Annotated in this window: 21 protein-coding genes, 1 tRNA gene and 2 pseudogenes; 8 read left to right on the plus strand and 16 right to left on the minus strand. The window is 72.2% G+C overall.

The annotated features are described in order from the left end of the window. Positions 1 to 20 precede the first annotated feature (20 nt). Entirely contained in the window at positions 21 to 1,400 is a 1,380-nt protein-coding gene (locus QQK26_RS07540; protein WP_284231654.1) for a GntP family permease, read from the minus strand. Positions 1,401 to 1,578: 178 nt separating this feature from the next. Here QQK26_RS07540 and QQK26_RS07545 point away from each other — a divergent pair. Continuing rightward, positions 1,579 to 2,064, plus strand: a pseudogene (locus QQK26_RS07545) (FadR/GntR family transcriptional regulator); the annotation flags it as partial. Positions 2,065 to 2,400: 336 nt separating this feature from the next. On the opposite strand, the gene QQK26_RS07550 reads toward QQK26_RS07545, so the two are convergent. The 4 genes from QQK26_RS07550 to QQK26_RS07565 all read right to left on the minus strand — a co-directional run bounded on the left by QQK26_RS07550 (position 2,401) and on the right by QQK26_RS07565 (position 6,097). Beyond that, positions 2,401 to 4,029: a tripartite tricarboxylate transporter permease gene (locus QQK26_RS07550; protein ID WP_284231655.1), complete on the minus strand. Its 1,629-nt coding sequence runs from the start codon at positions 4,027 to 4,029 to the stop codon at positions 2,401 to 2,403. Beyond that, positions 4,026 to 4,538: a tripartite tricarboxylate transporter TctB family protein gene (locus tag QQK26_RS07555; RefSeq protein ID WP_284231656.1), complete on the minus strand. Its 513-nt coding sequence runs from the start codon at positions 4,536 to 4,538 to the stop codon at positions 4,026 to 4,028. The genes QQK26_RS07550 and QQK26_RS07555 overlap by 4 nt, the downstream gene beginning before the upstream one ends. Beyond that, on the minus strand, positions 4,535 to 5,527 hold the full coding sequence (locus tag QQK26_RS07560; protein WP_284231657.1) for a tripartite tricarboxylate transporter substrate binding protein: 993 nt from the start codon (positions 5,525 to 5,527) through the stop codon (positions 4,535 to 4,537). Before QQK26_RS07560 ends, QQK26_RS07555 begins: the two co-directional genes overlap by 4 nt. A gap of 249 nt (positions 5,528 to 5,776) precedes the next feature. Continuing rightward, positions 5,777 to 6,097, minus strand: coding sequence for a hypothetical protein (locus QQK26_RS07565; protein WP_284231658.1), 321 nt, complete (start codon positions 6,095 to 6,097; stop codon positions 5,777 to 5,779). 133 nt (positions 6,098 to 6,230) lie between these two features. On the opposite strand from QQK26_RS07565, the gene QQK26_RS07570 reads away from it, so the two are divergent. After that, the gene (locus QQK26_RS07570) at positions 6,231 to 6,773 is read left to right on the plus strand and encodes a MarR family winged helix-turn-helix transcriptional regulator (RefSeq protein ID WP_284231659.1); all 543 of its coding nucleotides are present in this window, start codon (positions 6,231 to 6,233) and stop codon (positions 6,771 to 6,773) included. Positions 6,774 to 6,779: 6 nt separating this feature from the next. On the opposite strand, the gene QQK26_RS07575 is transcribed toward QQK26_RS07570, so the two are convergent. Further along, positions 6,780 to 7,631, minus strand: a complete 852-nt coding sequence (locus tag QQK26_RS07575) for a fumarylacetoacetate hydrolase family protein (protein WP_284231660.1) — start codon at positions 7,629 to 7,631, stop codon at positions 6,780 to 6,782. A gap of 34 nt (positions 7,632 to 7,665) precedes the next feature. Between QQK26_RS07575 and QQK26_RS07580 the strand changes: the two genes are divergently transcribed. Then, entirely contained in the window at positions 7,666 to 8,031 is a 366-nt protein-coding gene (locus tag QQK26_RS07580) for a hypothetical protein (protein ID WP_284231661.1), read from the plus strand. Between the two features lie 54 nt (positions 8,032 to 8,085). On the opposite strand, the gene QQK26_RS07585 is transcribed toward QQK26_RS07580, so the two are convergent. Further along, the gene (locus tag QQK26_RS07585; RefSeq protein ID WP_284231662.1) at positions 8,086 to 9,063 is read right to left on the minus strand and encodes a ribose-phosphate diphosphokinase; all 978 of its coding nucleotides are present in this window, start codon (positions 9,061 to 9,063) and stop codon (positions 8,086 to 8,088) included. Positions 9,064 to 9,099: 36 nt separating this feature from the next. Continuing rightward, positions 9,100 to 10,533 carry a bifunctional UDP-N-acetylglucosamine diphosphorylase/glucosamine-1-phosphate N-acetyltransferase GlmU gene (gene glmU / locus QQK26_RS07590; RefSeq protein WP_284231663.1) on the minus strand — a complete coding sequence of 478 codons (1,434 nt, stop codon included), beginning with the start codon at positions 10,531 to 10,533 and terminating at the stop codon, positions 9,100 to 9,102. 242 nt (positions 10,534 to 10,775) lie between these two features. Between glmU and QQK26_RS07595 the strand changes: the two genes are divergently transcribed. Continuing rightward, entirely contained in the window at positions 10,776 to 12,104 is a 1,329-nt protein-coding gene (locus QQK26_RS07595; protein WP_348520047.1) for an NtaA/DmoA family FMN-dependent monooxygenase, read from the plus strand. A gap of 117 nt (positions 12,105 to 12,221) precedes the next feature. Here the strand turns inward: QQK26_RS07595 and QQK26_RS07600 are convergent, their stop codons facing one another. From QQK26_RS07600 to QQK26_RS07620, 5 genes and pseudogenes are all read right to left on the minus strand, one after another. Next, on the minus strand, positions 12,222 to 14,813 hold the full coding sequence (locus QQK26_RS07600; protein ID WP_284231664.1) for a glycosyl hydrolase 53 family protein: 2,592 nt from the start codon (positions 14,811 to 14,813) through the stop codon (positions 12,222 to 12,224). 64 nt (positions 14,814 to 14,877) lie between these two features. After that, positions 14,878 to 15,771, minus strand: coding sequence for a sugar ABC transporter permease (locus QQK26_RS07605; protein WP_284231665.1), 894 nt, complete (start codon positions 15,769 to 15,771; stop codon positions 14,878 to 14,880). Continuing rightward, a complete protein-coding gene (locus QQK26_RS07610; protein WP_348520000.1) occupies positions 15,771 to 17,366 on the minus strand; it encodes an ABC transporter permease subunit in 1,596 nt (531 codons plus the stop codon). The genes QQK26_RS07605 and QQK26_RS07610 overlap by 1 nt, the downstream gene beginning before the upstream one ends. Before the next feature lie 64 nt (positions 17,367 to 17,430). Next, the gene (locus QQK26_RS07615) at positions 17,431 to 18,648 is read right to left on the minus strand and encodes a sugar ABC transporter substrate-binding protein (RefSeq protein WP_284231666.1); all 1,218 of its coding nucleotides are present in this window, start codon (positions 18,646 to 18,648) and stop codon (positions 17,431 to 17,433) included. A 106-nt stretch (positions 18,649 to 18,754) separates the two neighbouring features. Beyond that, positions 18,755 to 20,770: pseudogene (locus QQK26_RS07620) on the minus strand (beta-galactosidase); the annotation flags it as partial. 135 nt (positions 20,771 to 20,905) lie between these two features. On the opposite strand from QQK26_RS07620, the gene QQK26_RS07625 reads away from it, so the two are divergent. Beyond that, positions 20,906 to 21,916, plus strand: coding sequence for a LacI family DNA-binding transcriptional regulator (locus QQK26_RS07625; protein ID WP_284231667.1), 1,011 nt, complete (start codon positions 20,906 to 20,908; stop codon positions 21,914 to 21,916). Positions 21,917 to 21,943: 27 nt separating this feature from the next. On the opposite strand, the gene QQK26_RS07630 is transcribed toward QQK26_RS07625, so the two are convergent. After that, positions 21,944 to 22,015, minus strand: a tRNA-Gln gene (locus QQK26_RS07630). 49 nt (positions 22,016 to 22,064) lie between these two features. On the opposite strand from QQK26_RS07630, the gene QQK26_RS07635 reads away from it, so the two are divergent. Further along, entirely contained in the window at positions 22,065 to 22,559 is a 495-nt protein-coding gene (locus QQK26_RS07635) for a MarR family winged helix-turn-helix transcriptional regulator (protein WP_284231668.1), read from the plus strand. A 148-nt stretch (positions 22,560 to 22,707) separates the two neighbouring features. Beyond that, positions 22,708 to 23,235 (plus strand): hypothetical protein, encoded by a 528-nt coding sequence (locus QQK26_RS07640; protein WP_284231669.1) that lies wholly within the window; start codon positions 22,708 to 22,710, stop codon positions 23,233 to 23,235. Positions 23,236 to 23,292: 57 nt separating this feature from the next. On the opposite strand, the gene QQK26_RS07645 is transcribed toward QQK26_RS07640, so the two are convergent. Together QQK26_RS07645 and QQK26_RS07650 are read right to left on the minus strand one after the other, a co-directional pair. Further along, on the minus strand, positions 23,293 to 25,074 hold the full coding sequence (locus QQK26_RS07645) for an ABC-F family ATP-binding cassette domain-containing protein (RefSeq protein ID WP_284231670.1): 1,782 nt from the start codon (positions 25,072 to 25,074) through the stop codon (positions 23,293 to 23,295). A 254-nt stretch (positions 25,075 to 25,328) separates the two neighbouring features. After that, the gene (locus QQK26_RS07650) at positions 25,329 to 25,466 is read right to left on the minus strand and encodes a hypothetical protein (protein ID WP_284231671.1); all 138 of its coding nucleotides are present in this window, start codon (positions 25,464 to 25,466) and stop codon (positions 25,329 to 25,331) included. 74 nt (positions 25,467 to 25,540) lie between these two features. On the opposite strand from QQK26_RS07650, the gene QQK26_RS07655 reads away from it, so the two are divergent. After that, complete coding sequence (locus QQK26_RS07655) at positions 25,541 to 26,461, plus strand: LysR family transcriptional regulator (RefSeq protein ID WP_284231672.1); 921 nt, start codon at positions 25,541 to 25,543, stop codon at positions 26,459 to 26,461. The last annotated feature ends 148 nt before the right edge of the window (positions 26,462 to 26,609 follow it).

Here is a 26,609-nt window from a genome sequence, read left to right on the forward strand (position 1 = left end):
GAAGATGATCGACTCGATGATCAGGCCAGCACGAACAGCACGGCGACGAGCCCGAACGCCGTGACGGACTGGATGGTCTGCTGCACGGTCCACGTCTTCAGCGTGGTGCCGACACCGACGCCCATCAGGCGGCCGACGAGCCAGAAGCCGGAGTCGTTGACGTGGCTGGCGAAGACCGATCCGGCCGCGGTGGCGAGCACGATGGCGGCGAGCTCCAGGGGGTTGAGGCCCGCGGCCGCCACCGCCGGCGCCATGAGGCCGGCGGTCGTGACGAGGGCGACGGTCGCCGAGCCCTGCGCGACGCGCAGGAGCGCCGAGACGACGTAGACCGCGACGATGAGGGGCAGGCCGAGGTCGGTGAGCGTGTCGCCGAGCGCGTCGCCGATGCCGGAGGCGCGGAGCACGGCGCCGAAGCCGCCGCCCGCACCGGTGATGAGCACGACCGAGCAGATGGGGCCGAGCGACGAGTCGAGCAGCTTCTCGAGCGCGGTGCCGTTCTCGCCGCGGCGCGTACCGAGCACGATCATGGCGACGAGCACGGAGATCAGCAGCGCGACGGGCGAGGTGCCGAGGATGACGAGGGCCTTCACCCAGGTGGCCTCGCCGTCGACGGCGCCGACGCTGGCGAGCGCGGTCAGGCCGGTGTTCATGAAGATGAGCAGGAGGGGCAGGAGCAGCACGCCGACGACGGTTCCGACGCGCGGCGGGGCCATGGTCGAGTCGTCCTCGGAGCTGCCGAAGAGCTCGGGCACGGGCAGCGGGAAGCGGATGCCGACGAAACGCCCCCACAGGAAACCGGAGACGAACCACACCGGCACGGCGAGCACGAGGCCGATGAGGAGCACGACGCCGAGGTTCGCGCCGTACAGCTCGGTCGCCGAGACGGGGCCGGGGTGCGGCGGCACGAAGACGTGCATGACCGAGAAGGCGGCCGCAGCCGGGATGCCGTAGCGGAGCACGTTGCCGTCGAGGCGACGGGCGACGGCGAAGATGACCGGCAGCATGACGATGAGGCCGGCGTCGAAGAACATCGGGAAGCCCATCGCGAGCGAGGCGAGGCTCAATGCGAGCACCGCCCGCTTCTCGCCGAAGAGGTTGACGAGGCTCTCGGCGAGCACCTTCGCTCCGCCGCTGTGCTCGATGAGCTTGCCGAGCATGGCGCCGAAGGCGATCAGGATCGCGACCGTGCCGAGCGTCGTGCCCACGCCGCCCGTGACCTCGCCGACCACCCGCTCGAGCGGCACGCCCGTGGCGACCGCGGTGAGCAGCGAGACGATGATCAGCGTCAGGAGGGCGTGCAGCCGGAAGCGCATGATGAGCACGAGGATGAGCGCGATGGCCCCCGCGGCGATGAGCAGCAGCGTGCTCGCTGGAAGGGTCTGGGTCCATTCGTCGGTCATGGGATCTCCATCGATCGTCGGCGGTGCGCCGAGGGCTCGCGTCGCGCGGGAGGTGCGCGGGTCGAAAGGAACCTTGCCACGAATGGTCGTACTTTTCCAAACGGGTGGGCATCGGGCTCGATAGACTGGGCGAGCCGCGCACGACCAACCCGCCCGGCCGCCCGGCCAGGAGGAACGGATGCTCCACGACGAGCTGCTCGACGACCTCGGCCCGCGCATCGCCTCGGGCGAGCTGCGGCCCGGCACCGTGCTCACGATCGCCGACCTGCGCGAGCGCCACGCGGTGTCACGCACCGTGGTCCGCGAGGCGGTGCGGGTGCTCGAATCGATGGGCATCGTCGACTCGCGGCGCCGGGTCGGCCTGACCGTGCAGCCTCGCGAGGCGTGGAACGCCCTCGACCTGCGGCTCATCGGCTGGAACCTCGCGGGGCCCGGGCGCGAGGAGCAGCTGCTCGGACTGATGGAGCTGCGCGAGGCGATCGAGCCGATCGCCGCGCGTCAGGCGGCGCTGCGGGCCGACGACCGGCAGCGCGAGCGCATCCTGGCCCTCGCCGCCCGCCTCCGCGAGCTCGGCGATCGAGGCCTCGGCGTGAGCGACGACTACCTCGGCGCCGACATCGAGCTGCACCGGCTGGTGCTGCGGGCCAGCGGCAACGACATGTTCGCCGGGGTGCTCGGCGACGTCATCGGCGAGGTGCTCGCGGGCCGCACGCGGCTCGGGCGCTCCCCGCGCATCCGCGACCGGCGGCGCTCGACCTGCACAGCCGGGTCGCCCGCTGCATCGCCGACGGCGACGGCGACGGCGCGGAGGCCGCGGTGCGCGGCATCATCGACGAGGCGCGCGAGGCGGCGACCGGCGCCGAGCGCTGAGCCCGCGCCGCCCCCAGCGCACCCGCCAGGACGCCGTCCGCGCGCACTGCGGAGTCCTCCGCGGCGCACGGCAGCACCGTCCGGACGACGGAGGGGGCGGCACCGACCGGCACCGCGCCCTCCCCTGCGCTCAGGCGCGCGGGTCGTCGCGGCCGCGCCGATCGGCGTCGACGCGGTCGCCGGAGCCGGCGATCGCATCCGCTCGCTCCTGCGCGTCGTCCTCGGCGCCGACGTCGGCCTGGATGGCCTCCAGCGCCGACTCGTCGATGCCCGCCCCGCGCAGGCCCTTGCCCCGCACGAGGTTGAACAGCGGCGGACCGAGCAGGATGAGCGCGGCGATCGCGAGGATGACGAGCGCCGTCGGGCTGGCCGCGACGATCCCGACGAGGTCGCCGGCGCCGAGCGCCGAGGACTGCACGAGCGACTTCTCGAACAGCGGACCGATCACCAGGCCGAGCACCAGCGGCGCGAGCGGGAAGTTCATCCGCTTCAGCAGGTAGCCGATCACGCCGAAGACGAGCACCAGCAGCAGGCTGAACATGTTGTTCGAGATGGCGAAGGCGCCCACGAACGAGGTGAAGATGATCAACGGGTAGAGGTAGCCGTACTTGAGGCGGAGCAGCTGCGCGAACACCGGCGCGAGGGGCAGGTTGAGCAGCAGCAGGAGCAGGTGCCCGATGAGGAACGACACCAGCAGGCCCCAGACCAGTTCGGGCTCGTTGTCGAACAGCAGCGGACCGGGCGTGATGCCGTACATGAGGAACGCGCCGAGCAGGATGGCCGTGGTCGCGCCGCCGGGCACGCCGAGGGCCAGCGTGGGCACGAAGGCGCCGTTGGCGGCCGCGCTCGTGGCCGCGTCCGGACCGGCGACGCCCTCGATCTGACCGGTGCCCATCTTCTTGCGGTGCTTCGAGAACCGCTTCTCGGCGCCGTACGACATGAACGACGCGAGCGTCGAGCCTGCGCCCGGGAGGATGCCGAGCACGAAGCCGATCGCCATGCCGCGGAAGGTCGACGGGGTCGCCCGCTTGAGGTCCTCCTTGGTGAGGATGAGGTCGCGGAAGCGCGCGCGGATCGGCTTGGGCGCGCCCTTGTCGAGCTGGTTGAGCAGCTCGCCGACGGCGAAGAGGCCGATCATCGCCTCGACGAGCGGCACGCCCGAGAAGAGGTCGACGTTGCCGAAGGTGTAGCGCGCCACGCCGGTGCCCATGTCGATGCCGATGCAGGCGATGAGCACGCCGAGCAGGCACATGCCGGTGCCGAGCAGCACGTTGCCGGCCGAGAACACCGAGATCGTGGCGAGACCGAGGGCCATGATCGCCATGAGCTCGACGGGGCCGAAGCCCAGCGCGATGTCGGCGAAGGCCTGCGCCAGGCCGAACAGCAGCAGGACCGTGACGAAGGCGCTGGCGAAGGCGGCGAGCGCGGAGATCGCGAGCGCGGGCCCCGCCCTGCCCTTGCGGGCCATCTGATAGCCGTCGAGGGTCGACACCACGGACGACGCCTCGCCCGGTGTGGCGATGAGGATGGCGGTGATCGTGGCCCCGTACTGCGAGCCGTGGTAGATGCCCGCGAGCATGATGAGCGCGGTGAGCGGATCGAAGGCGAGGGTGAGCGGCAGCAGGATCGCCACGCCCGTGGCCGAGCCGAGACCCGGCAGCAGGCCGATGATGGTGCCGAGCAGCACGCCGACGAAGCACCAGACGAGGTTCTCGAGGCTGAGGGCCTGCTCGAAGCCGAGGATGATGTTCTCGATCATGCGAGCACCCCCTCGAGGACGCCGTACGGCAGCGGCACCTGCAGCGCGACACCGAACAGCAGGTGCGCGACGACACCGGCGGTGACGGCGATGAGGATCGACGGCAGCACGGGCATGCGCTCGACGAACAGCATGAGCGCGAGCACGAGCAGCGTGAAGGCCGGCAGCAGCCCGATGACGGGGGTCACCAGCAGGGCGATCGTGATGCCGGCGAAGACGGCCACCAGCTTGATCGCGGTGCTGCGGCTGATGCGCTCGGCGGCCTCGTCCGATCCGGAGTCGCCCTTGAGCACGGAGCCGCTGCGCAGCTCCTGCGCGACGAGCAGCAGGCCGATGACGGCGAGCGCGCCGCCGGCGATCCGAGGCAGGAAGCCGGGGCCGACGAGTCCGCCGCGCACGCTGAAGTCGTACTGGAACGACAAAAGGAAGAAGGCGGCGCCGACGGCGGAGAGTATCGCGTAGGCGATCAGCACGGAGCGGCGGGCGCGCCGGGTGGTGGCGGCGCTCATCCGAAGTACCCCGCGATGTCCTCGTCGTACTCGTCGAGGTAGGCGGCGAACTCGTCGCCGTAGAGCTCCTTGGGGGTCAGCATGTCGGCCTCCATGTAGTCGGCGAAGGCATCCTGCTGCACGGCCTTGCGCAGCTGCTCCACCCAGTAGTCGCGAGCCTGCTCGCTGAGGTCGCCGGGGGCGAGCACGCCGCGCCACATGAGCACCGTGCCGTTCTCGACGCCCTGCTCGAGCGCGGTGGGGATCGATCCCATCACCTCGTCGTCGATGCGCTCCTCCGACAGGGTGCAGAGCCCCTTGAAGTCGCCGCTCTCGATGTATCCCTTGACGCTCGCGGCGCTGGCCGGCGCGAGGTCGAGCAGGCCGCCGAGCATGGCGGTGACGACCTCGCCGGACGAGCCGAACGGCACCCGGTTGGCCTCGAGGCCGGCCTGCTCGAGTCGCGTGAGCACCATGCCATCGGCCCCGTAGGTGCCGCTGACGCCCGAGAAGAGCTGCTCGTCGGCGCTCGCCTCGATGAGCTCGGCGCAGCTGTCGTACGGCGAGTCGGCAGGCGCGACGACGAGGCGGCTGTCCTCGGCGAACATGCCGATCGGGGTGAAGTCCTCGTAGGTGAAGGGCAGATCGACGCCCTCCTGCCGGGGCAGCGTGTGCAGCGCGGTCTCGGCCACGAGCAGGTGCTGCGGCTCGCCGGCGAGCCCGTAGAAGTAGGACCAGCCGACCGCACCGCCACCGCCCTCGCGGTTCTCGACCACGGTCGAGTAGCCGGCGTCGTTGCCGTTCAGCGCGCCGGAGACGGCGCGTGCGGAGCGGTCGCTGCCGCCGCCGGCGGCCATGGCGACGACCACGCGGATCGTGCCGTCGGCGCGGTACTCGGCCTCGGGCGCGTCGTTCGAGGCGCATCCGGTTGCGAGCAATGCGGTGACCGCGGTGCCGGCGGCGAGCGCGGCGCGGCGTGGTCGGAGCTTGCGGGGGTCACGTGCGGGCACGGGCACTCCATCGTGTCGTGGTCGTCGCTCGGGCGCGCTGCGGCGCCGTCGCCGGATTCTCTTTCATATACGATCTAGGAAAACGGCGACGATGGCAAGTCGGATGCGGCGCGGGCGGATCCGCGTCGTCGCGCGGGCTCCGCGGGCAGCATGAAGAGGCCGGACGGCCAGGGCACCCCTACCCCGACCGTCCGGCGGGCGCGCTCCCGAAGCGCGCATCGTGCCGGCCACCCCTGACCGGCACGAGGTTCAGTGGACGACGAGCGCCGCCAGCGAGCTCGTCGTCACGGCGAGGGCGGCGAATGAGGCCGCAACCGCCATGATCTTCGAGAGCGCGACATCGCGACGTCCGTACTCGCGCACGCCGGCCCGCTCGGCCGCCCGCTCCAGCGCGACCTGTGCTTCCGAGGCGCTCGCGAAGGCGCCGAGCGCTTCACCGAGGCCGGTGGTGGCGAGGTACTCGCCGCCCCGGTGCTCGATCGTGCCGGCGAAGTTGCCGTCGATCTCACCGACGGCGAACTCCGGCTCGACCTCGCGCCACGAGGCCCTGCGGTCGACCGCGATGTCCATGCTGCTCCCGTCATGCATCGTTCGCTTCCGGAAGTGATTATGCACGGCTTTAGCTAGCTTGTCTAGTAATGAGCAGTCCAAGGCTTTATGATGGCGGTGCGCTCATCAAGCGCCCGAGTCACGAGGAGCACCGATGCCGGCCACCGCCACCTACACGTCCTCCGGCTACTGGTACGACGAGGGCCGGGTCGGCGCCGTCGACGTGCTCAACCTGTTCCGGCGCTATCGCGCGGCGGACGAGCGGATGCAGCGCCGCAGCCGCGAATCCATGCAGATGGGCGACAACGACCTGCGCGCCATGCGCTTCCTGCTGCAGTCCTGGGCCAAGGGGCGTCCTCCCGTAGCCCGCGAGCTGGCCGAGCTGCTGCGCATCTCCACCGCATCCGTCACCGCGCTCATCGATCGACTCGTGCGCGCGGGGCACGTCGTGCGCGAGGCCAACCCGGAGGACCGGCGCTCCGTCGTGCTGCGCACCACCGAGCACGGCGACGCGTGCGTGCGCGGGACGCTCGACCGGATGCACCACGAGATGATGGCCGCCGCGGAGCGACTCGACCCCTCCGAGCGCGCCGTGGTCGCGCGATTCCTGCGGGAGATGACGGAGGCCGTCGACCGCGGCGCGGCCGAGGACGCGCCCGAGCCCCGGGGCGGCGAGCGGTCGCCCGCGGGGGCCTGAACCGGCTCAGGCCGGCACGCAGCGCTGCCGGGTGGCACCCAGCCCGTCGACGGTCAACTCGACCACGTCGCCCGCACGCAGGAACGCCGGCTCGGCCATGCCGAGCGCGACGCCGGCCGGGGTGCCCGTGAGCACGAGCTCGCCCGGGTGCAGCGGCATGAACTGCGACAGGTACCAGACGATGTGGGCCACGCCGAAGATCATGTCGGCCGTCGTGCCGTCCTGGCGCGGCTCGCCGTTGACGGTCGTCGTCAACCGCAGCGCCTGGGGGTCGGCCACCTCGTCGCGGGAGAGGAACCAGGGGCCGAGGGGCGCGAAGGTCGCGCAGTTCTTGCCCTTGTCGATGCTGCCCCCGCGCTCCTTCTGGAACTCGCGCTCCGAGACGTCGTTGACCAGCACGTAGCCGGCGACGTGCTCCATCGCGACCTCGGGACTCTCGAGGTAGTGGGTGGTGCGGCCGACGACGACGCCCAGCTCCACCTCCCAGTCGGTCTTGCTGCTGCCGCGCGGGATCACCAGGTCGTCGTTCGGCCCGACGATCGTCGACGGGTCCTTCATGAACACCATCGGCTCGTCCGGCACCGACTGCCCGGTCTCGGCGGCGTGATCCCGGTAGTTGAGTCCGACGCAGACGATCTTGCCGGGGCGCGCGATCGGGGGCCCGACCCGCAGGTGCTCGGCACCCGAGATCGGCTTCAGCGTGCCGGCGTCGAGGAGGTCCTGCACCCGTCGCAGGCCGTCGGCCGCGAAGAAGTCGCCGTCGAAGTCGTTCGTGAGCTGGGCCAGGTCGTAGGCGACGCCGTCGACCTGCACCGCCGGGCGTTCGGAGCCGACGGGGCCGAGTCGCTGAAGACGCATGGTGCGAGCGTACCCGCGTGCGAGACTGGCTGCGATGAACGACGAGCTGCCCCCGGAACTGCGCGAGGCCGTCTCGGAGGAGGACCGGCGCCCCTTCGGCGCCCGCCGCAAGCGCCTCGTGCGCCTCGTGGTCTACGTCGCCCTCGCCGCGCTCGTCGTGCCGGTCGCCGGCGGCACCGTCCTGCAGGCGGAGCGCAACGCGCAGCGCGCCTGCGCCATCATCGGCAGCATCTCCGCGCCCCAGGCCGAGGGCACCCGCGCCGCCTTCGAGCTCTTCGGCCGGGGCGGACCCGGCTGGCAGTGCTACAGCGCCGGCAGCTACGGCGGCGACCACCTCGCTCCGCTCGGCCTCATCCCCGGTCTGCCGACCGACCTGCCCGAGCCGCGCACGAACGCCTGACGCGCGAAGCGCCCGATCCCATCCGGGACCGGGCGCTCCTGCGAGGCGGTGCGCTCAGGCGCTGCCGTCGAACATCGAGGTGACCGAGCCGTCCTCGAACACCTCGTGGATCGCGCGGGCGATCAGCGGGGCGATCGGCAGCACGGTCAGCTTCTCGAAGCGCTTCTCGGGCGGCAGCGGCAGGGTGTCGGTGACCACGACCGAGTCGACGTGGTCCGAGTTGAGGATCTCGACGGCCGGGTCGCTGAACACCGCGTGCGTGGCGGCGACGATGACCTTGCGCGCGCCGTTGTCCTTCAGCGCCTTCGCCGCGGCCACGATGGTGCGGCCGGTGTCGATGAGGTCGTCGACGATGAGGCAGTCGCGGCCGTTCACGTCGCCGACGATCTCGTGCACCGAGACCTGGTTCGGCACGAGCGGGTCGCGGCGCTTGTGGATGATCGCCAGCGGGGCGCCCATCTTGTCGCTCCACACGTCGGCCACGCGCACGCGGCCCATGTCGGGCGAGACGACGGTGAGGATGTCGCTGTCGAGCACCTTCTTCATGTGGTCCATGAGCACCGGCATGGCGAAGAGGTGATCGACGGGGCCGTCGAAGAAGCCCTGGATCTGCGGGGCGTGCAGGTCGACGCTCATGATGCGGTCGGCGCCGGCGGCCTTGAAGAGGTCGGCGACCAGGCGGGCCGAGATCGGCTCGCGGCCGCGGTGCTTCTTGTCCTGCCGCGCGTAGGGGTAGAAGGGCGCGACCACGGTGATGCGCTTGGCGGAGGCGCGCTTGAGCGCGTCCACCATGATCAGCTGCTCCATGAGCCACTCGTTGATCGGCGCCGCGTGCGACTGGATGACGAAGGCGTCGGTGCCGCGCACGCTGTCGTTGAAGCGCACGTAGAGCTCGCCGTTCGCGAACGAGTAGGCGCTCGCGGGGAGCACCTCGCTGTTCAGCTCAGCCGCGACGGCGTCGGCCAGGTCGGGGTGCGCGCGTCCGGAGACGAGCACCAACTGCTTCTTGTTCACGGCCTGGATGCCGGACACTGCTCCCGCTCTCTGCCGCTGCGCGGCGTTGCCTGTTCAGTCCACAGGGGTGTCGGACTGCTCCGCCGCCCGAGCGGCGGCGGTCCCGGGGCGGTTGGCGCTGACCCATCCGTCCCGGTTGCGTTGCGGAGCCGCGTTGTAGGCGAGGGCCCCGGACGGGACGTCCTTGCGGACGACCGTGCCGGCGCCCGTATAGGCTCCGTCTCCGATCCTAACCGGAGCGACGAAGACGTTGTGCGAGCCGGTGCGCACGTGCGAGCCCACCGTGGTGCGGTGCTTGCTCACCCCGTCGTAGTTGGCGGTGATGGTGCCGGCACCGATGTTCGAGCCCTCCCCCACCTCCGCATCGCCCACGTAGGAGAGGTGCGGCACCTTGCTGTTCCGGCCGATCACGGCGTTCTTCGTCTCCACGAAAGTGCCGATCTTGCCGCCCTCGGCCAGCTGCGTACCGGGGCGCAGGAAGGCCCAGGGGCCGACCGTGGCGCCGGCGCCGATGACGGCGAGCGTCGCATCCGTGCGCCGCACCGTCGCGCCCTGGCCGACCTCGGTGTCGAGCAGCGTCGTGTCCGGGCCGACGACCGCGCCGCGCTCGACGACGGTGGCGCCGTGCAGCTGCGTGTTCGGCAGGATCTCGACGTCGGGCTCGAGGCGCACGGCGCGGTCGATCCAGGTGGTCTCGGGGTCGCGGATCGTCACGCCCGCCAGCTGCCAGCCGCGCACGATGAGCGCGTTGAGGCGCTTGCCGGCCTCGGCGAGCTGGGCCCGGTCGTTGACGCCGCCGACCAGCCAGTCCTCGGCCACCGGCAGGGCGTCGACGAGCGCGCCGCGCTGGCGCAGCAGGCCGACGGTGTCGGTGAGGTAGCGCTCGCCCTGCGCGTTCTGCGCCTCGAGCGCGCCGAGCGGGCCGCGCAGATCGGCGAGGCGGAAGAGGTAGACGCCGGCGTTGACCTCGCCGATCGCACGCTCGTCGTCGCTCGCGTCCTTGTGCTCGACGATGCGGTCGAGACCGCCGGACTCGCTGCGCACGATGCGGCCGTAGCCGGTGGCGTCGAGCGGATGCGCGCTCAGCAACGTCGCGGCCGTCTCGGCCAGGCGGTGCGCGGCGATGAACTCGGCCAGGGTGGCCGCGTCGAGCAGCGGCACGTCGCCGTTGAGCACGAGCACGTCGCCGGAGAAGCCGTCCGGCAGCGCCTCGACGGCCTGCTGCACGGCGCGCCCGGTGCCGGGCACCTCGTCCTGGTCGACGAGCGCCACGTCCGGGTGCGTCTCGGCGACGTAGGCGGCGACCCGCTCCCGCTCGTGCCGCACGACCACGCTGACGTGCTCCGCGTCGAGCGCGCTCGCCGTCGCGAGCACGTGGCCCAGCATGGGCACGCCCGCGATGCGGTGCAGCACCTTGGGGGTGGCGGATCGCATCCGGGTGCCCTGCCCGGCGGCGAGGACGATGACGGCGAGGCGCTGATCGGTCATGGCCCCAGTCTGGCGGATGCGGGGCAGCGGCCGCGTTCAGGAACCGCCCGCGCCGCGCACCCGGCCGCCCGTCGCGCATGACGAAGTGCTACCTCCGCCGACGACGGACGTCGCCCGGCGCATACGCTGCCGGAGGCGCCGTGCCGGGCCCCGGCTCCGGCAGCAGCACCCGACCGTACCGGAGAGGCTCACCGCGCATGACCGACCGCAGCACCCGCCCCCTGCTCGTCAACGCCTTCGTGATGTTCACGCCGTCGCACATCCAGCACGGCCAGTGGCGCCGACCCGACGCCCGCTACGAGGAGTTCGAGACGCTGGCCTTCTGGCAGGGCATCGCGAGGACGCTCGAGCGCGGCCGCTTCGACGCCATGTTCTTCGCCGACGTCGTCGGCACCTACGGCCCCATCGGCGGGTCACTCGACGTCAACGCCGCCGAGGGCCTGCAGCTGCCGAACAACGACCCGTCGGTGCTGCTCGCGGCGCTCATCGGCTCGACCGAGCACCTCGGGCTGGCGATGACGAGCTCGATCCTGCAGGCGCACCCGTTCGAGTTCGCCCGCCGCGTCTCCACGCTCGACCACCTCTCCGGCGGCCGCGTGGCGTGGAACATCGTGACCAGCTACCAGGAGAACGCCGCCCGCAACTTCGGGCTCGACCGGCTGCCCGACCACGACGAGCGGTACCGCCAGGCGGAGGAGTACCTCGAGGTCGTCTACAAGCTGTGGGAGGGCTCCTGGGACGACGACGCCGTCGTGCGCGACAAATCGGGCGTCTTCAGCGACCCGGCCGGTGTGCACCGCATCGGGCACCGCGGCGAGTTCTACGCCGTCGAGGGGCCGCACCTCTCCGCCCCGTCGCCGCAGCGCACCCCTACCTCTTCCAGGCGGGCTCCTCCCCGCCGGTCGCCGCTTCGCGGCACGGCACGCCGAGGCGCAGTTCGTGGGCGGCAGCACCCTCGAGATGACCCGCTCGATCATCGACGACACCCGGGCGCTCACCGTGGAGCAGGGCCGCGACGCCGACTCGGTGAACTGCTTCGTGAGCCTCACCCCGATCATCGGCAGCACGGAGGAGGAGGCGCGGCGCAAGGAGCGCGAGCTCGAGGAGTTCGCGAGCGAGTCCGGCTTCCTGCTGCACGCGAACATGGGCGTGCGGCAGGAGGACGGCGTGGCGTACCCGCCGGAGACGAAGCTCCAGGACATCGTGACGAACGGCAACCGCACGACGCTGGAGTCGATGATCAGGATGGTCACCGACCGCGACGCGACGGTCGCCGACCTGGCCAGGCTCGCCGCCCGACGCCACCCGCGCGTCGTCGGCACCCCGGAGCAGATCGCGGACCACCTCGACGAGCTGCGCGGCGCCGGCGTCGACGGCATCAACCTCGCCAACGCGACGCTGCCGGGCACCTACGACGAGTGGGTCGACCACGTCGTCCCCGTGCTGCAGGAGCGCGGCCTGGCGAAGCGCGAGTACGCACCGGGGGCCTCCGCGAGCGGCTCACCGGCTCCGCGCGCATCGACCCGCGCCACCCGGCGGCCCGCTGGCGGGGCGCCTTCCGCGACGCCTGAGCGTCGCCGGTCGCTCGTCGACCGGACGTCGGTCGGACGCCGGTCGGTCGTCAGCCGAGCGGATGCGGAATGGGCCGGGCGCCGCGACGCCCGGCCCGTCCGCACTTCCGCTCGTCGTCAGGCGCGCTTGCGGCGCACCACCGTCGCGGTGACGAGACCGGCGCCGAGCAGCAGCGCCAGGCCCGCGATCGTCACGACGCCGCCGACGTCGGCGCCCGTGCTCGCGAGCGCAGCGGATGCGGGCGCGCGCACCGTGAGGTCGGCCCACGCGCTGCCGCTGGCGGCACCGCGCAGCTCGATGCGGTGCTGGCCCGCCTCGGTCGACGCCGGGATGGTGACGGTGCCACGCAGCGCGCCGGACGCATCGGCCGCGAGCACCGCGATGCGCGTCGGCTCGGAGTGCAGCCACACCTGGACGAGCTCGCCGGCCTGGAAGCCGGTGCCGCTCACCTCGAGGCGGCCGCCCGCGGTGACCGTGCCGACCGAGAGCGCGACGGTCGGGTCGGCGGCGGGCTGCTCGGGCTGGCCCGGGTCACCGGGCTGACCCGGGTTGCCGGGCTGCTCGGGGTCACCGGGCTGCTCCGGCTGCTCGACGCCGTCGATCGCGGTCTCGAGCTGCGCCAGGGCGCGGTCGACGGAGTCCTGCGTCGGCGCGTCGGCGGCGAGCACGACCCGGGCGATCGCGAGCGCCTCGTCGAGCGCAGCGAGGGACTGCTCCGTCGCACCGTCACGGTCGACCCCCTCGGCGCGGGTGACGGCGGCGGCGAGCGGAGCCGTGTCGGCGGGTGTCGCCGCGCCGACGCGCACGAGGGCGACGTCGTCGATCGTGCCCCAGGCCTCCGCCGGCAGCGACGCGGCGATGCGCACGGTGAGGGAGCCGTCCTCGCCGACCTCCACCGCATCCGTCTCGGGCGTCGACCAGCCGAGGAAGCCGGTCGCCCGGAAGGCGGCCTGCGTCGTCGTCGTGCCGTCGCTCAGCGCGATCGTCGCGAGGTCGCCGACCGACGAGGCGCCCTGCAGCGCCGCGGTGGCCGTGTAGCGACCGGGCTCGAGCCCGGTCACCGTCTGCTCGAACGAGAACGAGAAGGGCGACGCCGCCCAGAAGTGCGCGGACCGGGCGCCGGTGCGCGGGTCGTTCCACGAACCGACGGTCAGCGCATCGCCGGTCCTCGACCAGGCGCTCCCGCCCTGCTCGAAGCCGCCGTCGGTCAGGTGGTTGAACGGCAGCACGGTGATGGTCGCGGCCGCGGCGGATCCCTCGGCCGTGCGGCCCGGGATCGTGTACTCGCCGGGGCCGTCGATCCACTCGAGGGCCGACGACCAGGTGACCGGCGACTCCTCGCGGGTGCCGTCGTTCCAGAGCAGCTCCAGGGTGCTCGGCAGCTCGATCGGCTGCCCCTCCGTCACCGTGATCGTCGTGGACTCGACCCGGGCGACGGCTCGCGGCGACACCGCGCCCGTCCTGGCGTACTCGAAGACGCGCAGCGACTCCAGCGCGCGGCCGTCGGCGGCGAACAGCGCCTGGTTGTCCCAGCCGGAGCCGTTGTCGGTGTTCTCGACGTCGAAGGGGTCGTAGTCTGCGGCGGCCGAGGTGATCCAGCCGGACCCGTCCCGCTCCCACAGCAGACGGTTCTGCTCCACCTGCTCGGGCGGGCCGACCGGCAGCCATGCCGGCTCCCAGTAGTACACGCCGATGCCGGCGTCGCCGACCGCGGCGACCGCGGCGATCACGTCGCGCACGGCCATCGCCTGGCCCTGCACGCTCACCGGGTAGGCGTCGACGAGCTCGGGGCCGGCGATGACGTTGACCGCGCCGTCGCCGTCCTCGAGAGTGCGCGCCCATGAGGTCTCGGCGACGAGCACCTCCTTGCCGTAGGTGCTCGCGATCTCACCGAGCACCGCGGTGAGGTTCTCGGGGGTGCCGTGCCAGAAGGGGTAGTACGAGGTGGCGAAGACGTCGTAGTCGACGCCGCGATCCGCCAGCTCCTTCGCGATCGAGGCGTAGCGCCCCGGCGTCTGCGGGTCGGTGAAGTGCAGGGCCACCCGAGCCTCGGGCAGCACCTCCTGCACCGCCTCGGAACCGGCGGCGAAGATGCGGGCCATGTCCGCCCATCCGGTCACGCCGGCGATGCCGTTGTTCGTCTCGTTGCCGACCTGCACCATCGTGACGGCCACTCCGGCCTCCCGGAAGCGCTCCAGCGAGTCGGTCGTGAAGTCGCGCACCGCCTCGACCTTCTGGTCGACCGAGAACGACTGCCAGGCCTTCGGCGCCTTCTGCTTGGCCGGGTCGGCCCAGAAGTCCGAGTAGTGGAAGTCGACGAGCACGTTCAGGCCGGCGTCCGTGGCGCGCTCGCCGATCGTCACGGCTCGGGCGACGTCGACGGTGCCCGCGCCGTAACCGCGGCCCTCGGGGTCGTAGGGGTCGTTCCAGACGCGCACGCGCACATCCGTCACGCCCGACGCGGCGAGGACGGCGAAGAGGTCGTCAGGCCTGCCCTCGGCGTCGCGGAACACGACGCCGGATGCCTCGAGCGACAGGACGCTCGAGACGTCGACGCCGTTGATGAAGTCGTCGCCCAGTCCGGGCACCGCCTGCACCGTGATGCCGGCCTCGACCGGTCCTGTCGGGGCCGCCGCGGCCGGCGCCGCCGCCCCCGTCGCGAGCAGCGCTGCGACGAGCGCTCCCGCCGCGATGTGCTTCCTCTGCACGTTGCTTCCTCTCGATCTCCGTTGATCCGTGCCGTGCTCGGCGGTGCCCGGCGGGCGCCGCCGCCTATCCCTTGACCGACCCGGAGGTCAGCCCGCCGACGATGTAGCGCTGCAGCCCGAGGAAGAGCGCGAGCACCGGGATCGCGGCGATCACCGTGCCGGCGGCGAAGAGCCCCCAGCGCGAGGTGAGCTGGTTGGACACCCACTGGTACATGCCGACCGCGAGCGTCCAGTTCTCCTCGCTCGTGAGCACGAGGCGGGCGAGGATGAAGTCGCCGAAGGAGGAGATGAAGGCGAGCAGGGCCACGACGGCGAGCACCGGGGTGACCAGCGGCATGATGAGCCGCCAGAAGATCTGCGCGTGCGTCGCGCCGTCGATCTTGGCCGACTCGTCGATCTCGATGGGCACCGAGTTGAAGAAGCCGTACATGAGGAACGTGTTCGCGCCGAGCGCCCCGCCCAGGTAGACGCAGATCAGCGCCAGCTTGGAGTTGATGCCGAGCTCGGGCACCACCTCGCCGATCGCGAGCAGCATGAGGAACACCGCGACGAAGGCGATGGTCTGCGGAAACATCTGGATGATCAGCAGGCTCGTGAGACCGAACCGGCGACCGCGGAACCGGAACCGCGAGAAGGCGTAGGCGCCGCAGGCGCCCATCAGCACCGCGCCGACCGCGGAGATCCCGCCGATGAGGAGGGTGTTGCCGAACCACGTCCAGTACGCCGTGCCGCCGAGCGCGGCGAAGTTGTCCATCGAGAAGGTGCTGAACAGCGCGCTGCTGCCGGCCAGGCTGCCGCGCGGGTTGAGGGCGGCCGAGAGCACGTAGAGCAGTGGGAAGACGGCGAAGGCGATGATGACGACGGCGACGGGGTACCGCCATCCGACCTCCGCCCACCAGCGCGCCCTGCGCGCCGAGGTGCGGTTCGCTGCGGGCCGCGTGGTCGTGGTGCTGGACATCACTGGATCTCCTCGAGCTTGCGGGTCTGGCGGAAGGCGATCGCGGAGATCACGCCGATCACGACGAAGACGATGATCGACAGCGCGCTCGCGAGGCCGTAGTCGGCGGTGCCGCCGGCGACCCCCGAGATGGCGTAGATGGCCGAGATGAGGATGTCGGTCGACCCGATGCCGTTCGGCGCCCCGGGGATGGACGGACCGCCCTCCGTGAGCATGTAGATGATCGTGAAGTTGTTGAAGTTGAAGGCGAAGGACGCGATCGCGAGCGGAGCCGTCGAGACGAGCAGCAGCGGCAGGATGATCGAGCGGAACCGCCGGAAGGGCCCGGCCCCGTCGACCTTGGCCGCCTCGAGCGTCTCGCCCGAGAGCGACTGCAGCGCGCCCGTGCAGACCAGGAACCAGTACGGGTAGCTGAGCCACAGGTTGACCCAGAGGATCGCGAGCTTCGCCAGCAGGGGGTCGCCCAGCCAGTTGATGTCGGCCCCGAAGAAGAACAGGTCGTTGACGACGCCGAACTCGCTGTTGAGCATGCCCCGCCAGAGCAGCGCCGACATGAACGCCGGGAACGCGTACGGCAGGATGAACAGGGTGCGCAGCACCTTGCGGGCGCGGATCCGCGGGTCGTTGAAGATGAGCGCGAACAGCAGGCCGAGCCCGAAGCTCGTGAGCACGGTGAGGATCGAGAAGGCGAAGGTCCAGAGCGTGACCTGTAGCAGCGGGGCGGCGAACTTCGCGTCGGTGAAGGCGCGGACGAAGTTCTCGAATCCGACCCCCACGTACCAGCCCGTCGCGAGGCGGCTGCCGTCGTCGGCGACGAAGCTGCCGCGGTCGTCGGCCGTGTAGACGAGTCCCGTCTCGGTGTCGGTGAGCGTCCGCGCCTCCTCGTCCCACTGCAGCGAGGAGCTGTAGAGCACACCGGTCGAACCCTCGCGGGTGCGGATGGAGCCGTCCTCCGGGTCCTCGGAGAACGGCACCCGAAGGGCGACGACCTGCTCCTGCAGCGCCGGATCGGTGAGCACCTGGGCGCGCTCCAGCACCGTCCAGCCGGGCACCTCCGCGGGTGCACCGCTGCTGCCGACCTCGGCATCGGCGACCTCGGCGAGCGGCTCGAGGGCCGTGCCCGCCCGCACCTCGCCGTCGACGACGACCGCGAAGCCGAGCTCACCAGAGCGCTCCACCACCGTGAGGGGGTAGGCCGGGGAGTCGGGCACCCGCTGCTCGTCCTGGATGAACGCCGCGTCCACGGCCTGCTGCATCGACCCGGAGTGGCCGCTGCCGTAGTTCGTGAAGGCGACGTAGCCGGTGTAGCCGAGCGTGAACAGCTGGAACACGAAGAGGAAGGCGAGGCCCGGCGCCAGGTACTTCAGCGGCAGCGCGCGCTTGGTGAAGTAGACGACGTCGACCGCGACGAGCAGCGCGACCATGATGCCGAGCACGAGCCACGACTCGGCGCGGTAGGCGCTGAGGATGACCGTGAGTCCGAAGGCGTTCACGATCGCCATCAGCAGCAGCTTGACGACGAAGCCCCAGCTGAAGCCGCGCGTCGTTCCGGGGCGGCTCCCCCGTCGCGCCTCGGCGCGTTCCGTGATCGTCACGGTCTCCTCCTCGTTGGGATGTCGGTGGGGCCCGGGACGGCGTGCACCGCCCCGGGCCGGGGTGCTACTCGGCGAGTGCGCCGTCGAGCTCGGTGATCATGGCGTTCCACGTGCCGCTCGGGTCGGCGCCGTTGATGATCTGCGTCTCGGCGGCGTTCCAGAAGTCCCAGACGGAGCCCATCTCGGGGATGCTCGGCATGGGCACGCCGTTCTGCGACGAGGCCAGGAAGCCCGCGATGATCGGGTCGGACGCCACCTCGGCGGCGAGCGACGAGTAGGCCGGGATGCGCGGGTCGGCCTCGTACAGCGCGCGCTGGGAGTCCTCGGTGGCGAGGTAGTTGACCAGGAACTCGTTGGCGAGCAGCGCGTTGTCGCTCTGGGAGCTCAGGTAGAAGCCCTGCACGCCGACGAACGGCGCCGCGGTCTCGCCGCCGGCGGACGGGATGGGGTTGACGGCCACATCGACGTCGGCGTAGGAGCTGATCGCCCACGGGCCCTGGATCGTGTACGCGGCCTGCCCCGAGTTGAAGAGCTCGTTGTTGATGTCGTAGTCGATGGTGGTCGAGAGGTAGCCGGTGCCGGCCGAGCCGTTCTCGTGCAGCCATCCCGCGAAGGCCTCGCCGGGCTGGCCGCCCATGCCGACCTCGTTCGTGTACGAGCCGGACTCGTCCTGCACGAAGACGGGCGCGCCGAACGAGGTCTGCAGGCCGTACATCGTGTAGGCGTCGCCGGTCTCGCCGGCGGTGTTGATGGCGATCGGTCGCTCGGCGCCCGAGTCGACACCGCGCTGGATCATCTCGTCCCACGTCGCCGGCGCTTCGGAGCCGACGAGCGCCGTGTTCTGCACCAGGGCGACGGTCTCGAGCGAGTAGGGCAGCGCGTAGAGCTGTCCGTCGTAGGTGAAGGCGTCGAGCGACACCTGCTCGAACTGCTCGGCCGCGTCGCCGAGATCGATGGTGTCGACGACGCCGGCCGTGACGAGCGCGCCCAGCCAGTCGTGCGCGCCGACGGTGATGTCGGGGCCCTCGCCGGTCGGCACCTGCGCGGTGAAGTCGTTGCGCAGGTCCTCGAAGTTCTTCTGCACGAGGGTCACGGTCGCGCCGCTCTCCTCCTCGAAGGCCTCCGCGGCCGCGCGGATGGCGGGCTCGCGCTCCGCATCCGTCCAGATGACCAGCTCGGCGCCTCCGCCGCCGCCGCCCTCCTCTCCGGAGTCGGCCGAGCAGCTCGTGAGGACGAGGCCGGATGCGAGGACGAGGGCGGCGATGCCCAGTTGCTTGCGCATGGTGTGCTTCCTTCCGGTGCGGTCGTCGCGACGTCTCCCCGGGAGGGGTCGCGTCGTCACGACCTGGTGGTGTGCGGTGATGGTGGTCTGGGGGTGGATGCGCCTCAGGCGCGGGGGTGCGGATGACGGCGACGGCGCCGGCGGGCACCGCCAGGGAGCCGTCGACCTCCGCTCCGCTCAGCAGGTCGACGCCGGTGGCCTCGATCGTGGACGGCTCGTCGCGGTGGTTGATCGCGACGACGTAGTCGGCGTCGCCGCCGCGGCGGGTGACGACCTCGAAGCCCTCGGCCGGTCGCGGCGGGGTGATGCCCGCATCCGCGTAGACGGCGTCGATGACGGGGCGCAGGGCGGCGACGTCGAGGCGCGTGCTGACGTACCAGCCGGTGCCGGTGCCGTGGGCGTGGCGGGTGATGGCGGCGGGCTCGCCGTCCTCGAGCACGGCGGGGCCGTCGAGGTAGCGGCCGACGACCTCGGCGCCCTCGAGCACGAGGTGCTCCTGCCAGACGTCGGCGGCGAGCCGCTCGCCGCCGAAGTCGACGGCGGTCCGCTGCAGTTCGCGCAGCGGCAGGAACTCCTCGACCCGCACGCCGAGGGCGGTGCTCAGCGGAGCAAGGTAGCCGCCCTCGTGCACGGAGTCGGTCTCGTCGACGACGGCCGAGAAGTAGGAGACGAGCAGCGTGCCGCCGCCCTCGACGTAGCGCGTGAGGTTCTCGGCGTCGGCGACCGTGAGCAGGTACTGCGCCGGCGCGATGACGAGCTTGTAGCCGCTGAGATCGTGCCCCGGCAGCGCGAAGTCGACCGTGACGCCGTCCAGCCAGAGCCGCTCGTAGTAGGCGCGCACGCGCTCGGCGTGCGAGAGGTCGTCGGAGGGGCGCCAGTCGAGGTCCTGCGCCCAGAACGACTCGAAGTCCCAGAGCACGGCGACCTCGGCCTGCACGCGGCTGCCGCGCACCTCGTCGAGCCGGCCGAGCTTCGCGCCGAGGTCGACGACCTCCTTCCAGCCGCGCGAGCCGGTGCCGCCGTGCGGCAGCATCGCGGAGTGGAACTTCTCGGCGCCGGAGCGCGAGGCGCGCCACTGGAAGAAGAGGATGGCGTCGGCGCCGCGGCCGAGGTGGGCGAGCGAGTTGCGGGCCATCTCGCCCGGGCGCTTGGCGAGGTTGCGGGGCTGCCAGTTGACGGCCGAGGTGGAGTGCTCCATGAGGATCCACGGCTTGCCGCCGCCGACGGAGCGGCTGAGGTCGGCGGCGATGGCGAGGTGCACCTCGGCCCGCTCGTCGGCGGCCCAGAGGTAGTGGTCGTCGCTGACGATGTCGACCTCGCGCCCCCAGGCCCACAGATCGGTGGCGAGGCTCTGGTTGGCCATGAAGTTGGTCGTCACCGGCAGGTCCGAGTGACGTCGGATGGCGTCGCGCTCGAGCGCGAAGCAGGCCCGCAGCTGGTGGTCGGTGAAGCGCTGGAAGTCAAGCCGCTGCGCCGGGTTCACGGTCGAGGGCGCCGCGGCGGGCGCGCCCACGTGCGACCAGTCCGTGTAGTGCTGGCCCCAGAAGGCGGTGCCCCAGGCGCGGTTGAGGCCGTCGAGGTCGCCGTAGCGCTCGGCCAGCCACGCGCGGAAGGCGGCGACGGACTGCGGCGAGTAGTCCTCGCCGACGGGCACGCCGTACTCGTTGTGGACGTGCCAGAGCACCACGGCGGGATGCCCGGCGTAGCGGGAGGCGAGCGCGTCGGCGTAGCGGACGATCGCGGCGCGGTAGGCGGGCGAGGAGTGCGAGGCCATGCCGCGGGCGCCGAAGCCCATCACGGTGCCGTCGCGGGTGATGACGCGGGCCTCGGGGTGGTCGGCGAAGAACCATGCGGGCGGCGAGGCGGTGGGGGTGCCGAGGTCGACGGCGATGCCGTTGGCGTGCAGCAGGTCGAGCAGCTCGTCGAGCCAGCTCCAGTCGAAGACGCCCTCGGCGGTCTCGACGAGCGCCCACGAGAAGATGCCGACGCTGACGAGGTTCACACCCGCCTCGCGCATGAGGACGACGTCCTCGCGCCAGGTCTCGCGGCTCCACTGCTCGGGGTTGTAGTCGCCGCCGTATGCGACGGCCTCGAGCGCGGGCCAGAGGTACTGCTGGGTCATGACACTCCATCGGATCGAAAACTGTGACCGGTCACAGTGTGCGCGGGTCGCAGCCAGCAGCGCCAGTCGGTGACGACTCCGTTACCGAACTGTGACCGGTCACAGTACCGTTGGCTCCGCGCTAGAGTCGGCCGGGTGGAGGACACGACCCCGAAACGCAAGCCGACCATCCGCGACATCGCCGCCGTCGCGGGGGTCTCGCGCGGCACCGTCTCGCGCGTCATCAACGGCGGGCACTGGGTCTCCCCCGCCGCCCTCGAGGCGGTGGAGGACGCCATCCGCGTCACGGGCTACACCGCCAACCACGCGGCGCGCAGCCTCGCCACCGGCCGCGCCGGCTCGATCGCCTTCCTGCTCACCGAGCCGCAGCAGCTGCTCTTCGACGACCCCACCTTCGCGCTGCTGCTGCGCGGTGCGGCGACCGCGGCCTCGCAGCACCGGCAGACGCTCGTGCTGCTCGTCGCCGGCACCCCGGAGGAGCGCGCCAACGTCGAGCACTACGTGCGCACCGGTCACGTCGACGGCGTCATGCTCATCTCCTCGCACGAGTCCGACCCGCTGCTCGCCTCGCTGGTCGACGCCGGCGTGCCCACCGTCTCCTGCGGCGTGCCGCTGGCCCGGCCGCGCACCCCCACCGTCTCGGTCGACGAGGTCGGCTCGGCGCGCGCGATGACCCGCCACCTGCTGGAGCGGGGCTACGAGCGCATCGCCATGATCCCGGGACCCGACGACACCCCCGGCGGCCGGTACCGGCTCACCGGCTTCGAGCAGGAGCTCGGCGAGCGCTTCGACGCCGAGCTCATCGAACGCGGCGACTTCAGCCTCGAATCGGGCACGCGCGCCATGGAGCGCATCCTCGCCCGGCGACCGGATGTGCAGGCCGTCTTCGCCGCATCCGACCGCATGGCGATGGGCGCGGTCGCGGCGCTGCGCGCGGCCGGACGGCGGATCCCCGAGGACGTCGCGGTCGCAGGCTTCGACGACTCCGGCCTGGCCGAGCGGCAGGACCCGCCGCTGAGCACCATGCGCCAGCCCTGGGACCGGATCAGCGCCGAGATGGTGTCGATGCTGCTCGACGTCGTGAGCGGCGTCGAGCGCGAGGCCGTCGTGCTGCCGACCGAGCTCGTCGTGCGGGCGAGCACCTGAGCCTTCCGCAGCGCGGCTGAGCCGCGGCTCCGCCTCCAGGATTCGAACCTGAACCTCACAGCTCCAAAGGCTGTCGTGCTGCCGTTACACCAAGGCGGACCACCCCGAGGGGCGGTTCAAGTCTGCCAGAGTGCGCCATGATGGGCGGATGCCCGAGCGCGATGAGGTCGACCGCATCGTCGAGGCGTGGTCGCGGGAGCGCCCCGACCTCGACTTCGCGCCGCTGCACGTGTTCTCGCGCGTGGACCGGCTGGCCCGCCACCTCGACCGCGCGCGCCGCGACGCCTTCGCCGCCGGCGACCTCGAACCGTGGGAGTTCGACGTGCTCAGCGCGCTGCGCCGAGCGGGCCGGCCCTACCGGCTGAGCCCGAAGGCGCTGCTGCAGCAGACCCTGGTCAGCTCGGGGACGATGACCAACCGGGTCGACCGTCTCGCCGCGCGCGGGCTGGTCGAGCGCGGCACCGATCCGGACGACGGACGCGGTGTGCTGGTGACCATGACGGCCGCGGGTCGCGAGCGCGTGGACCGCGCCATCCGCGTGCTGCTCGAGGCCGAGACGGCGCTGCTCGGCGCGCTCAGCGCCCCGGAGCGCCGCCGCCTGGCCGAGCTGCTGCGCTCCTTCGCGCTGGGCTTCGACGCGTGAGTCCGAGCTCGTCGGGGAAGGGCACCGGCCGCCGGGTCGGGCTCACCCCCGAGCTGATCGTCGATGCGGCGGTCGAGCTCTCGGACGGTGCCGGGCTGCACGCGTGGTCGCAGCGCGATCTCGCGAAGCGGCTCGACGTCTCCCCTCGGTGCTCTACCACCACATCGGCGGCCAGGAGCAGGTGATCGGCGGCGTCGTCGAGCGCCTGCTCGACGGGCTGCGGGCACCCGACCCGGCGCTGCCGTGGCAGGAATGGTTCCGAGCGCTGCTCCATCCGGTGCGCCCCACGCTGCTGCGCTTCCCGGGCTCGGCGCGCTGGTTGCTGCTGCACGCGCCCGCCTTCCCCGCCATCACGGCCGTCTTCGACGCCGGCATCGCGGCGCTCGCGAGGGACGGCATCGCCCGGCCGGCGCTCGCCGCGACCACCATCATCGACACCGCGATGATGGCGATCACCCTCCACGACGACCGCACCGGCCTGCACGACGGACCGCGCGACCACGGCGCCATCCTCGACCGCTTCATCGCGGTGCGCGACGCCAGCAGCAGCGCCGGGCAGCTCATCGACGAGGTGATCGGGCCGCTGGCGCACGCCGAGGACGACGTGCTCGAGCAGCACTACCGGTACCTGCTGGAGTCGCTGATGGCGGGCATCGCGGCACGATCGGGCGCCTGAGCCGCGCCATCCGCTGGCTGGCCCTGCCGGGGCCGCTCGGCCCGCGCTCTCCGGCCCTCAGCCCTCCAGCTGCTCCGAGAGCTCGAGCCAGGCGAGCTCGGTCTCCTCGACCCGCGCGTCGACCTCCGCCATCTGCGACTGCAGGGCGCTCAGCGCCGCGAAGTCGCCCTGGTCGGCCGAGGCGAAGCGCTCGTGCAGCTTCTTGCGGTCGTCGTCGGCCTTCTTCAGCTGGCGTTCGAGGCGCTGCAGCTCCTTCTGGGCGTTGCGCAGCTCGGCGCCGGCGAGCGAGGACGCCTTCGGCGCGGCCTTGACGGGCGCCCCCGCGCTCGCGGCGTCCTGCGCTCTGCGCAGCCGCAGGTACTCCTCCACGCCGCCGGGCAGGTGCCGCAGCCGGCCCTCGAGCACCGCGTACTGCTGGTCGGTGACGCGCTCGAGCAGGTAGCGGTCGTGGCTCACGACGAGCAGCGTGCCGGGCCAGGTGTCGAGCAGGTCCTCGATGGCCGCGAGCATGTCCGTGTCCATGTCGTTGGTCGGCTCGTCGAGGATCAGCACGTTCGGCTCGCGCAGCAGGATGAGCAGCAGCTGCAGCCGGCGGCGCTGACCGCCGGAGAGGTCCTTGACCGGTGTCGAGAGCTGCGCGCTCGAGAAGCCGAGCCGCTCCAGCAGCTGGCCGGGGCTCATCTCCTTGCCGTCGACGGCGTAGCCGGCCTTCTGCCGCCCGACGATCACGCGCACGGGCTCGTCCATCACCGGCTCGAGCTCGGCGAGCTGCTGATCGAGGATCGCCACGTTCACGGTCTTCCCGCGCTTGACGACGCCGCTGGTCGGCTGCACCGAGCCGGAGACGAGGCCGAGCAGGGTGGACTTGCCGGCGCCGTTGACGCCGAGGATGCCGGTGCGCTCGCCGGGCGCGATGCGCCACTCGACGTCCTGCAGGATCTGGCGGTCGCCATAGCGCACGCCGGCGTCGAGCAGGTCGACGACGTCCTTGCCGAGCCGCTGCACCGCCACCGAGCTCAGCGCGACCTTGTCGCGCGGCGGCGGCACGTCGGCGATGAGCGTGTTCGCGGCCTCGATGCGGAACTTCGGCTTGGAGGTGCGGGCCGGGGCGCCGCGGCGCAGCCAGGCCAGCTCCTTGCGGGCGAGGTTCTGCCGGCGCGACTCGATCACGTTCGCCTGGCGGTCCCGCTCGACCCGCTGCAGCGTGTACGCCGCGTATCCGCCCTCGAAGGGCTCGACGATGCGGTCGTGCACCTCCCAGGTCGTGTTGCAGACCTCGTCGAGGAACCAGCGGTCGTGGGTGACGACGACCATGCCGCCGGCGTTGGCGCCCCAGCGCTTGTTGAGGTGCTCGGCGAGCCAGGCCACGCCCTCCACGTCGAGGTGGTTGGTGGGCTCGTCGAGGAAGAGCACGTCCCAGTCGCCGACGAGGAGCGCCGCGAGGGCGACGCGGCGGCGCTGGCCGCCGGAGAGCGAGCGGATGGTCGCATCCCACGCCAGCTCGCCGACGAGACCGGCGATCACCTCGCGGATGCGCGGCTCGCGCATCCACTCGTGCTCGTCCTTGTCGCCGACGATCGCGTGGCCGACGGTCTCGTCGAGCGGCAGCACGTCGCTCTGGTCGAGCATGCCGACCGTGATGCCGCCGCGGCGGGTGACCTTGCCCGCGTCGGGCTCGCGACGGCCGGCGAGCAGGCCGAGCAGCGTCGACTTGCCGTCGCCGTTGCGACCGACGATGCCGATGCGGTCGCCCTCGGCGATGCCGACGGTGACGCCGTCGAAGACGACCTTGGTGGGGTATTCGAGGTGCAGGGACTCGGCCCCGAGGAGATGCGCCATATCCGGGCCAGCCTACGCGAGCGGATGGGGGGCACCGGCTCGGCGGGCGCGACCTCGGCGTCGGCACGCCTCGGCGACATGGGGGCATGCGCCCGCACGCCCCCATGTCGTGAAGGCACCCCGAAGCCGATGCGCCTCCGCTCGGCGCACGGGCAGGACGCGGCGGGAGCGCAGGAGCCCGGGATCCACGCGCGGCGCGCGTCGGCGCGCGCTCCGGAGCAGGGGTGGTGGGCCCCGGAACGCCGTCGGCGCGGTCAGCGGCCGGCGCGCATCCGGTACTCGATCTCGTTCATCCGCTGCCACGCGGCGAGCATCTCGGTCCAGAACCGGGTGACGGGGCCGACGACGGCGACGGAGGCGGTGCGGGGGACGGTGATGGATGCGGTGGTCATGGAACCATGCTTCGCTGCATCCGCTCATGCGTCCAATGCCGGTTCTACCGCTGATTCATGCGTAGCATGCATGGATGGACGTCCGCACGCTCCGCTGGTTCCAGCTCGTCGCCGACGGCGTCACCGTCACCGAGGTCGCGGAGATCGAGCTCGTCAGCCAGCCGGCGATCTCGCGCGCGCTGGCGCGGTTGGACGCGGAGGTCGGCGCCCCGCTGCTGCGCCGGCACGGGCGCGTGCTGCGGATGACCGCCGCGGGCTCCGCGTTCAAGCGCCACGTCGACGAGGTGCTGCACCGGCTCGACGACGGCATCGCCGCGGTCGCGCAGACCGTGGACCCGGAGCTGGGCACGGTGCGCCTGGGCTTCCAGCTCTCCCTCGCGACCTGGCTCGTGCCCGACCTCGTGCGGGCGTTCCGCATCGGTCATCCCGGCGTGCAGCTGGCGTTGTCGCAGGTCGCCGACGGCGATGCCGACCGCAGGCTCGACGACGGTTCGGTCGACCTGCTGCTCTCCGCCGCGCGCACGCGGCCCGGGCTCGCCCGACGCGAGCACCTCGTCACCGAGCCGCTCGACGTCGCCCTGCCCGCGGATCACCCGCTCGTCGGCGCCGGATCGCTGCGCATCGAGCAGCTGCGCGAGGACGAGTTCCTGGTGCTCCGCGAGCCCGCCGCGCTGCGGTCGCGCACCATCGCCCTGGCGGAGGCCGCCGGGTTCGCGCCGCGCATCGGCTTCGAGGGCGACGATGTGACGACGCTCGCCGGGCTCGTCGCCGCCGGCCTCGGCGTCGCGCTGGTACCGCGCTCGGTGCGCGCCGACCCCGCCGCACCGAACGCCGCGCTGCGGCTGGTGCCGCTCGAGCCGGTGCAGACCCGCGACATCGCGGTCGCGTGGGTGCGCGAGCGTCCGCTGCTGCCCGCGGCCGCGCTGCTGCGCGACGAGCTCGTGGCGCGGGCCCGCCGCGGCGAGCTCGCCCAGCTGCTCGATGATCGGGCCTGAGCGGCCCGGCGGCGTTCGCCCTCGTCGTGCCCGCAGGCGCGGTCGTGCTCGCGGCGCAGTCTCCATCGGGCGACAGCCGCTGCGACTGGGCGCGGATGCGACGGTGCAGCTTGCGCGCGAGTGACATCGCGCGTTATGTCTGAGGCCA

Origin of the sequence: Arenivirga flava (genome assembly GCF_030161575.1) — a bacterium.
In the GTDB taxonomy this organism is placed as follows: domain Bacteria; phylum Actinomycetota; class Actinomycetes; order Actinomycetales; family Microbacteriaceae; genus Arenivirga; species Arenivirga flava.

Excerpts from the sequence above, each read along its gene's own strand:
- QQK26_RS07655 (WP_284231672.1), top strand. The coding sequence starts at position 25,541 with ATGGACGTCCGCACGCTCCGCTGGTTCCAGCTCGTCGCCGACGGCGTC.
- QQK26_RS07550 (WP_284231655.1), bottom strand. The coding sequence starts at position 4,029 with ATGATCGAGAACATCATCCTCGGCTTCGAGCAGGCCCTCAGCCTCGAG.
- glmU (WP_284231663.1), bottom strand. The coding sequence starts at position 10,533 with ATGACCGATCAGCGCCTCGCCGTCATCGTCCTCGCCGCCGGGCAGGGC.
- QQK26_RS07575 (WP_284231660.1), bottom strand. The coding sequence starts at position 7,631 with ATGCGTCTTCAGCGACTCGGCCCCGTCGGCTCCGAACGCCCGGCGGTG.
- QQK26_RS07565 (WP_284231658.1), bottom strand. The coding sequence starts at position 6,097 with ATGGACATCGCGGTCGACCGCAGGGCCTCGTGGCGCGAGGTCGAGCCG.
- QQK26_RS07555 (WP_284231656.1), bottom strand. The coding sequence starts at position 4,538 with ATGAGCGCCGCCACCACCCGGCGCGCCCGCCGCTCCGTGCTGATCGCC.
- QQK26_RS07595 (WP_348520047.1), top strand. The coding sequence starts at position 10,776 with ATGTTCACGCCGTCGCACATCCAGCACGGCCAGTGGCGCCGACCCGAC.
- QQK26_RS07635 (WP_284231668.1), top strand. The coding sequence starts at position 22,065 with ATGCCCGAGCGCGATGAGGTCGACCGCATCGTCGAGGCGTGGTCGCGG.
- QQK26_RS07580 (WP_284231661.1), top strand. The coding sequence starts at position 7,666 with ATGAACGACGAGCTGCCCCCGGAACTGCGCGAGGCCGTCTCGGAGGAG.
- QQK26_RS07615 (WP_284231666.1), bottom strand. The coding sequence starts at position 18,648 with ATGCGCAAGCAACTGGGCATCGCCGCCCTCGTCCTCGCATCCGGCCTC.
- QQK26_RS07570 (WP_284231659.1), top strand. The coding sequence starts at position 6,231 with ATGCCGGCCACCGCCACCTACACGTCCTCCGGCTACTGGTACGACGAG.
- QQK26_RS07540 (WP_284231654.1), bottom strand. The coding sequence starts at position 1,400 with ATGACCGACGAATGGACCCAGACCCTTCCAGCGAGCACGCTGCTGCTC.
- QQK26_RS07645 (WP_284231670.1), bottom strand. The coding sequence starts at position 25,074 with ATGGCGCATCTCCTCGGGGCCGAGTCCCTGCACCTCGAATACCCCACC.
- QQK26_RS07650 (WP_284231671.1), bottom strand. The coding sequence starts at position 25,466 with ATGACCACCGCATCCATCACCGTCCCCCGCACCGCCTCCGTCGCCGTC.
- QQK26_RS07605 (WP_284231665.1), bottom strand. The coding sequence starts at position 15,771 with ATGTCCAGCACCACGACCACGCGGCCCGCAGCGAACCGCACCTCGGCG.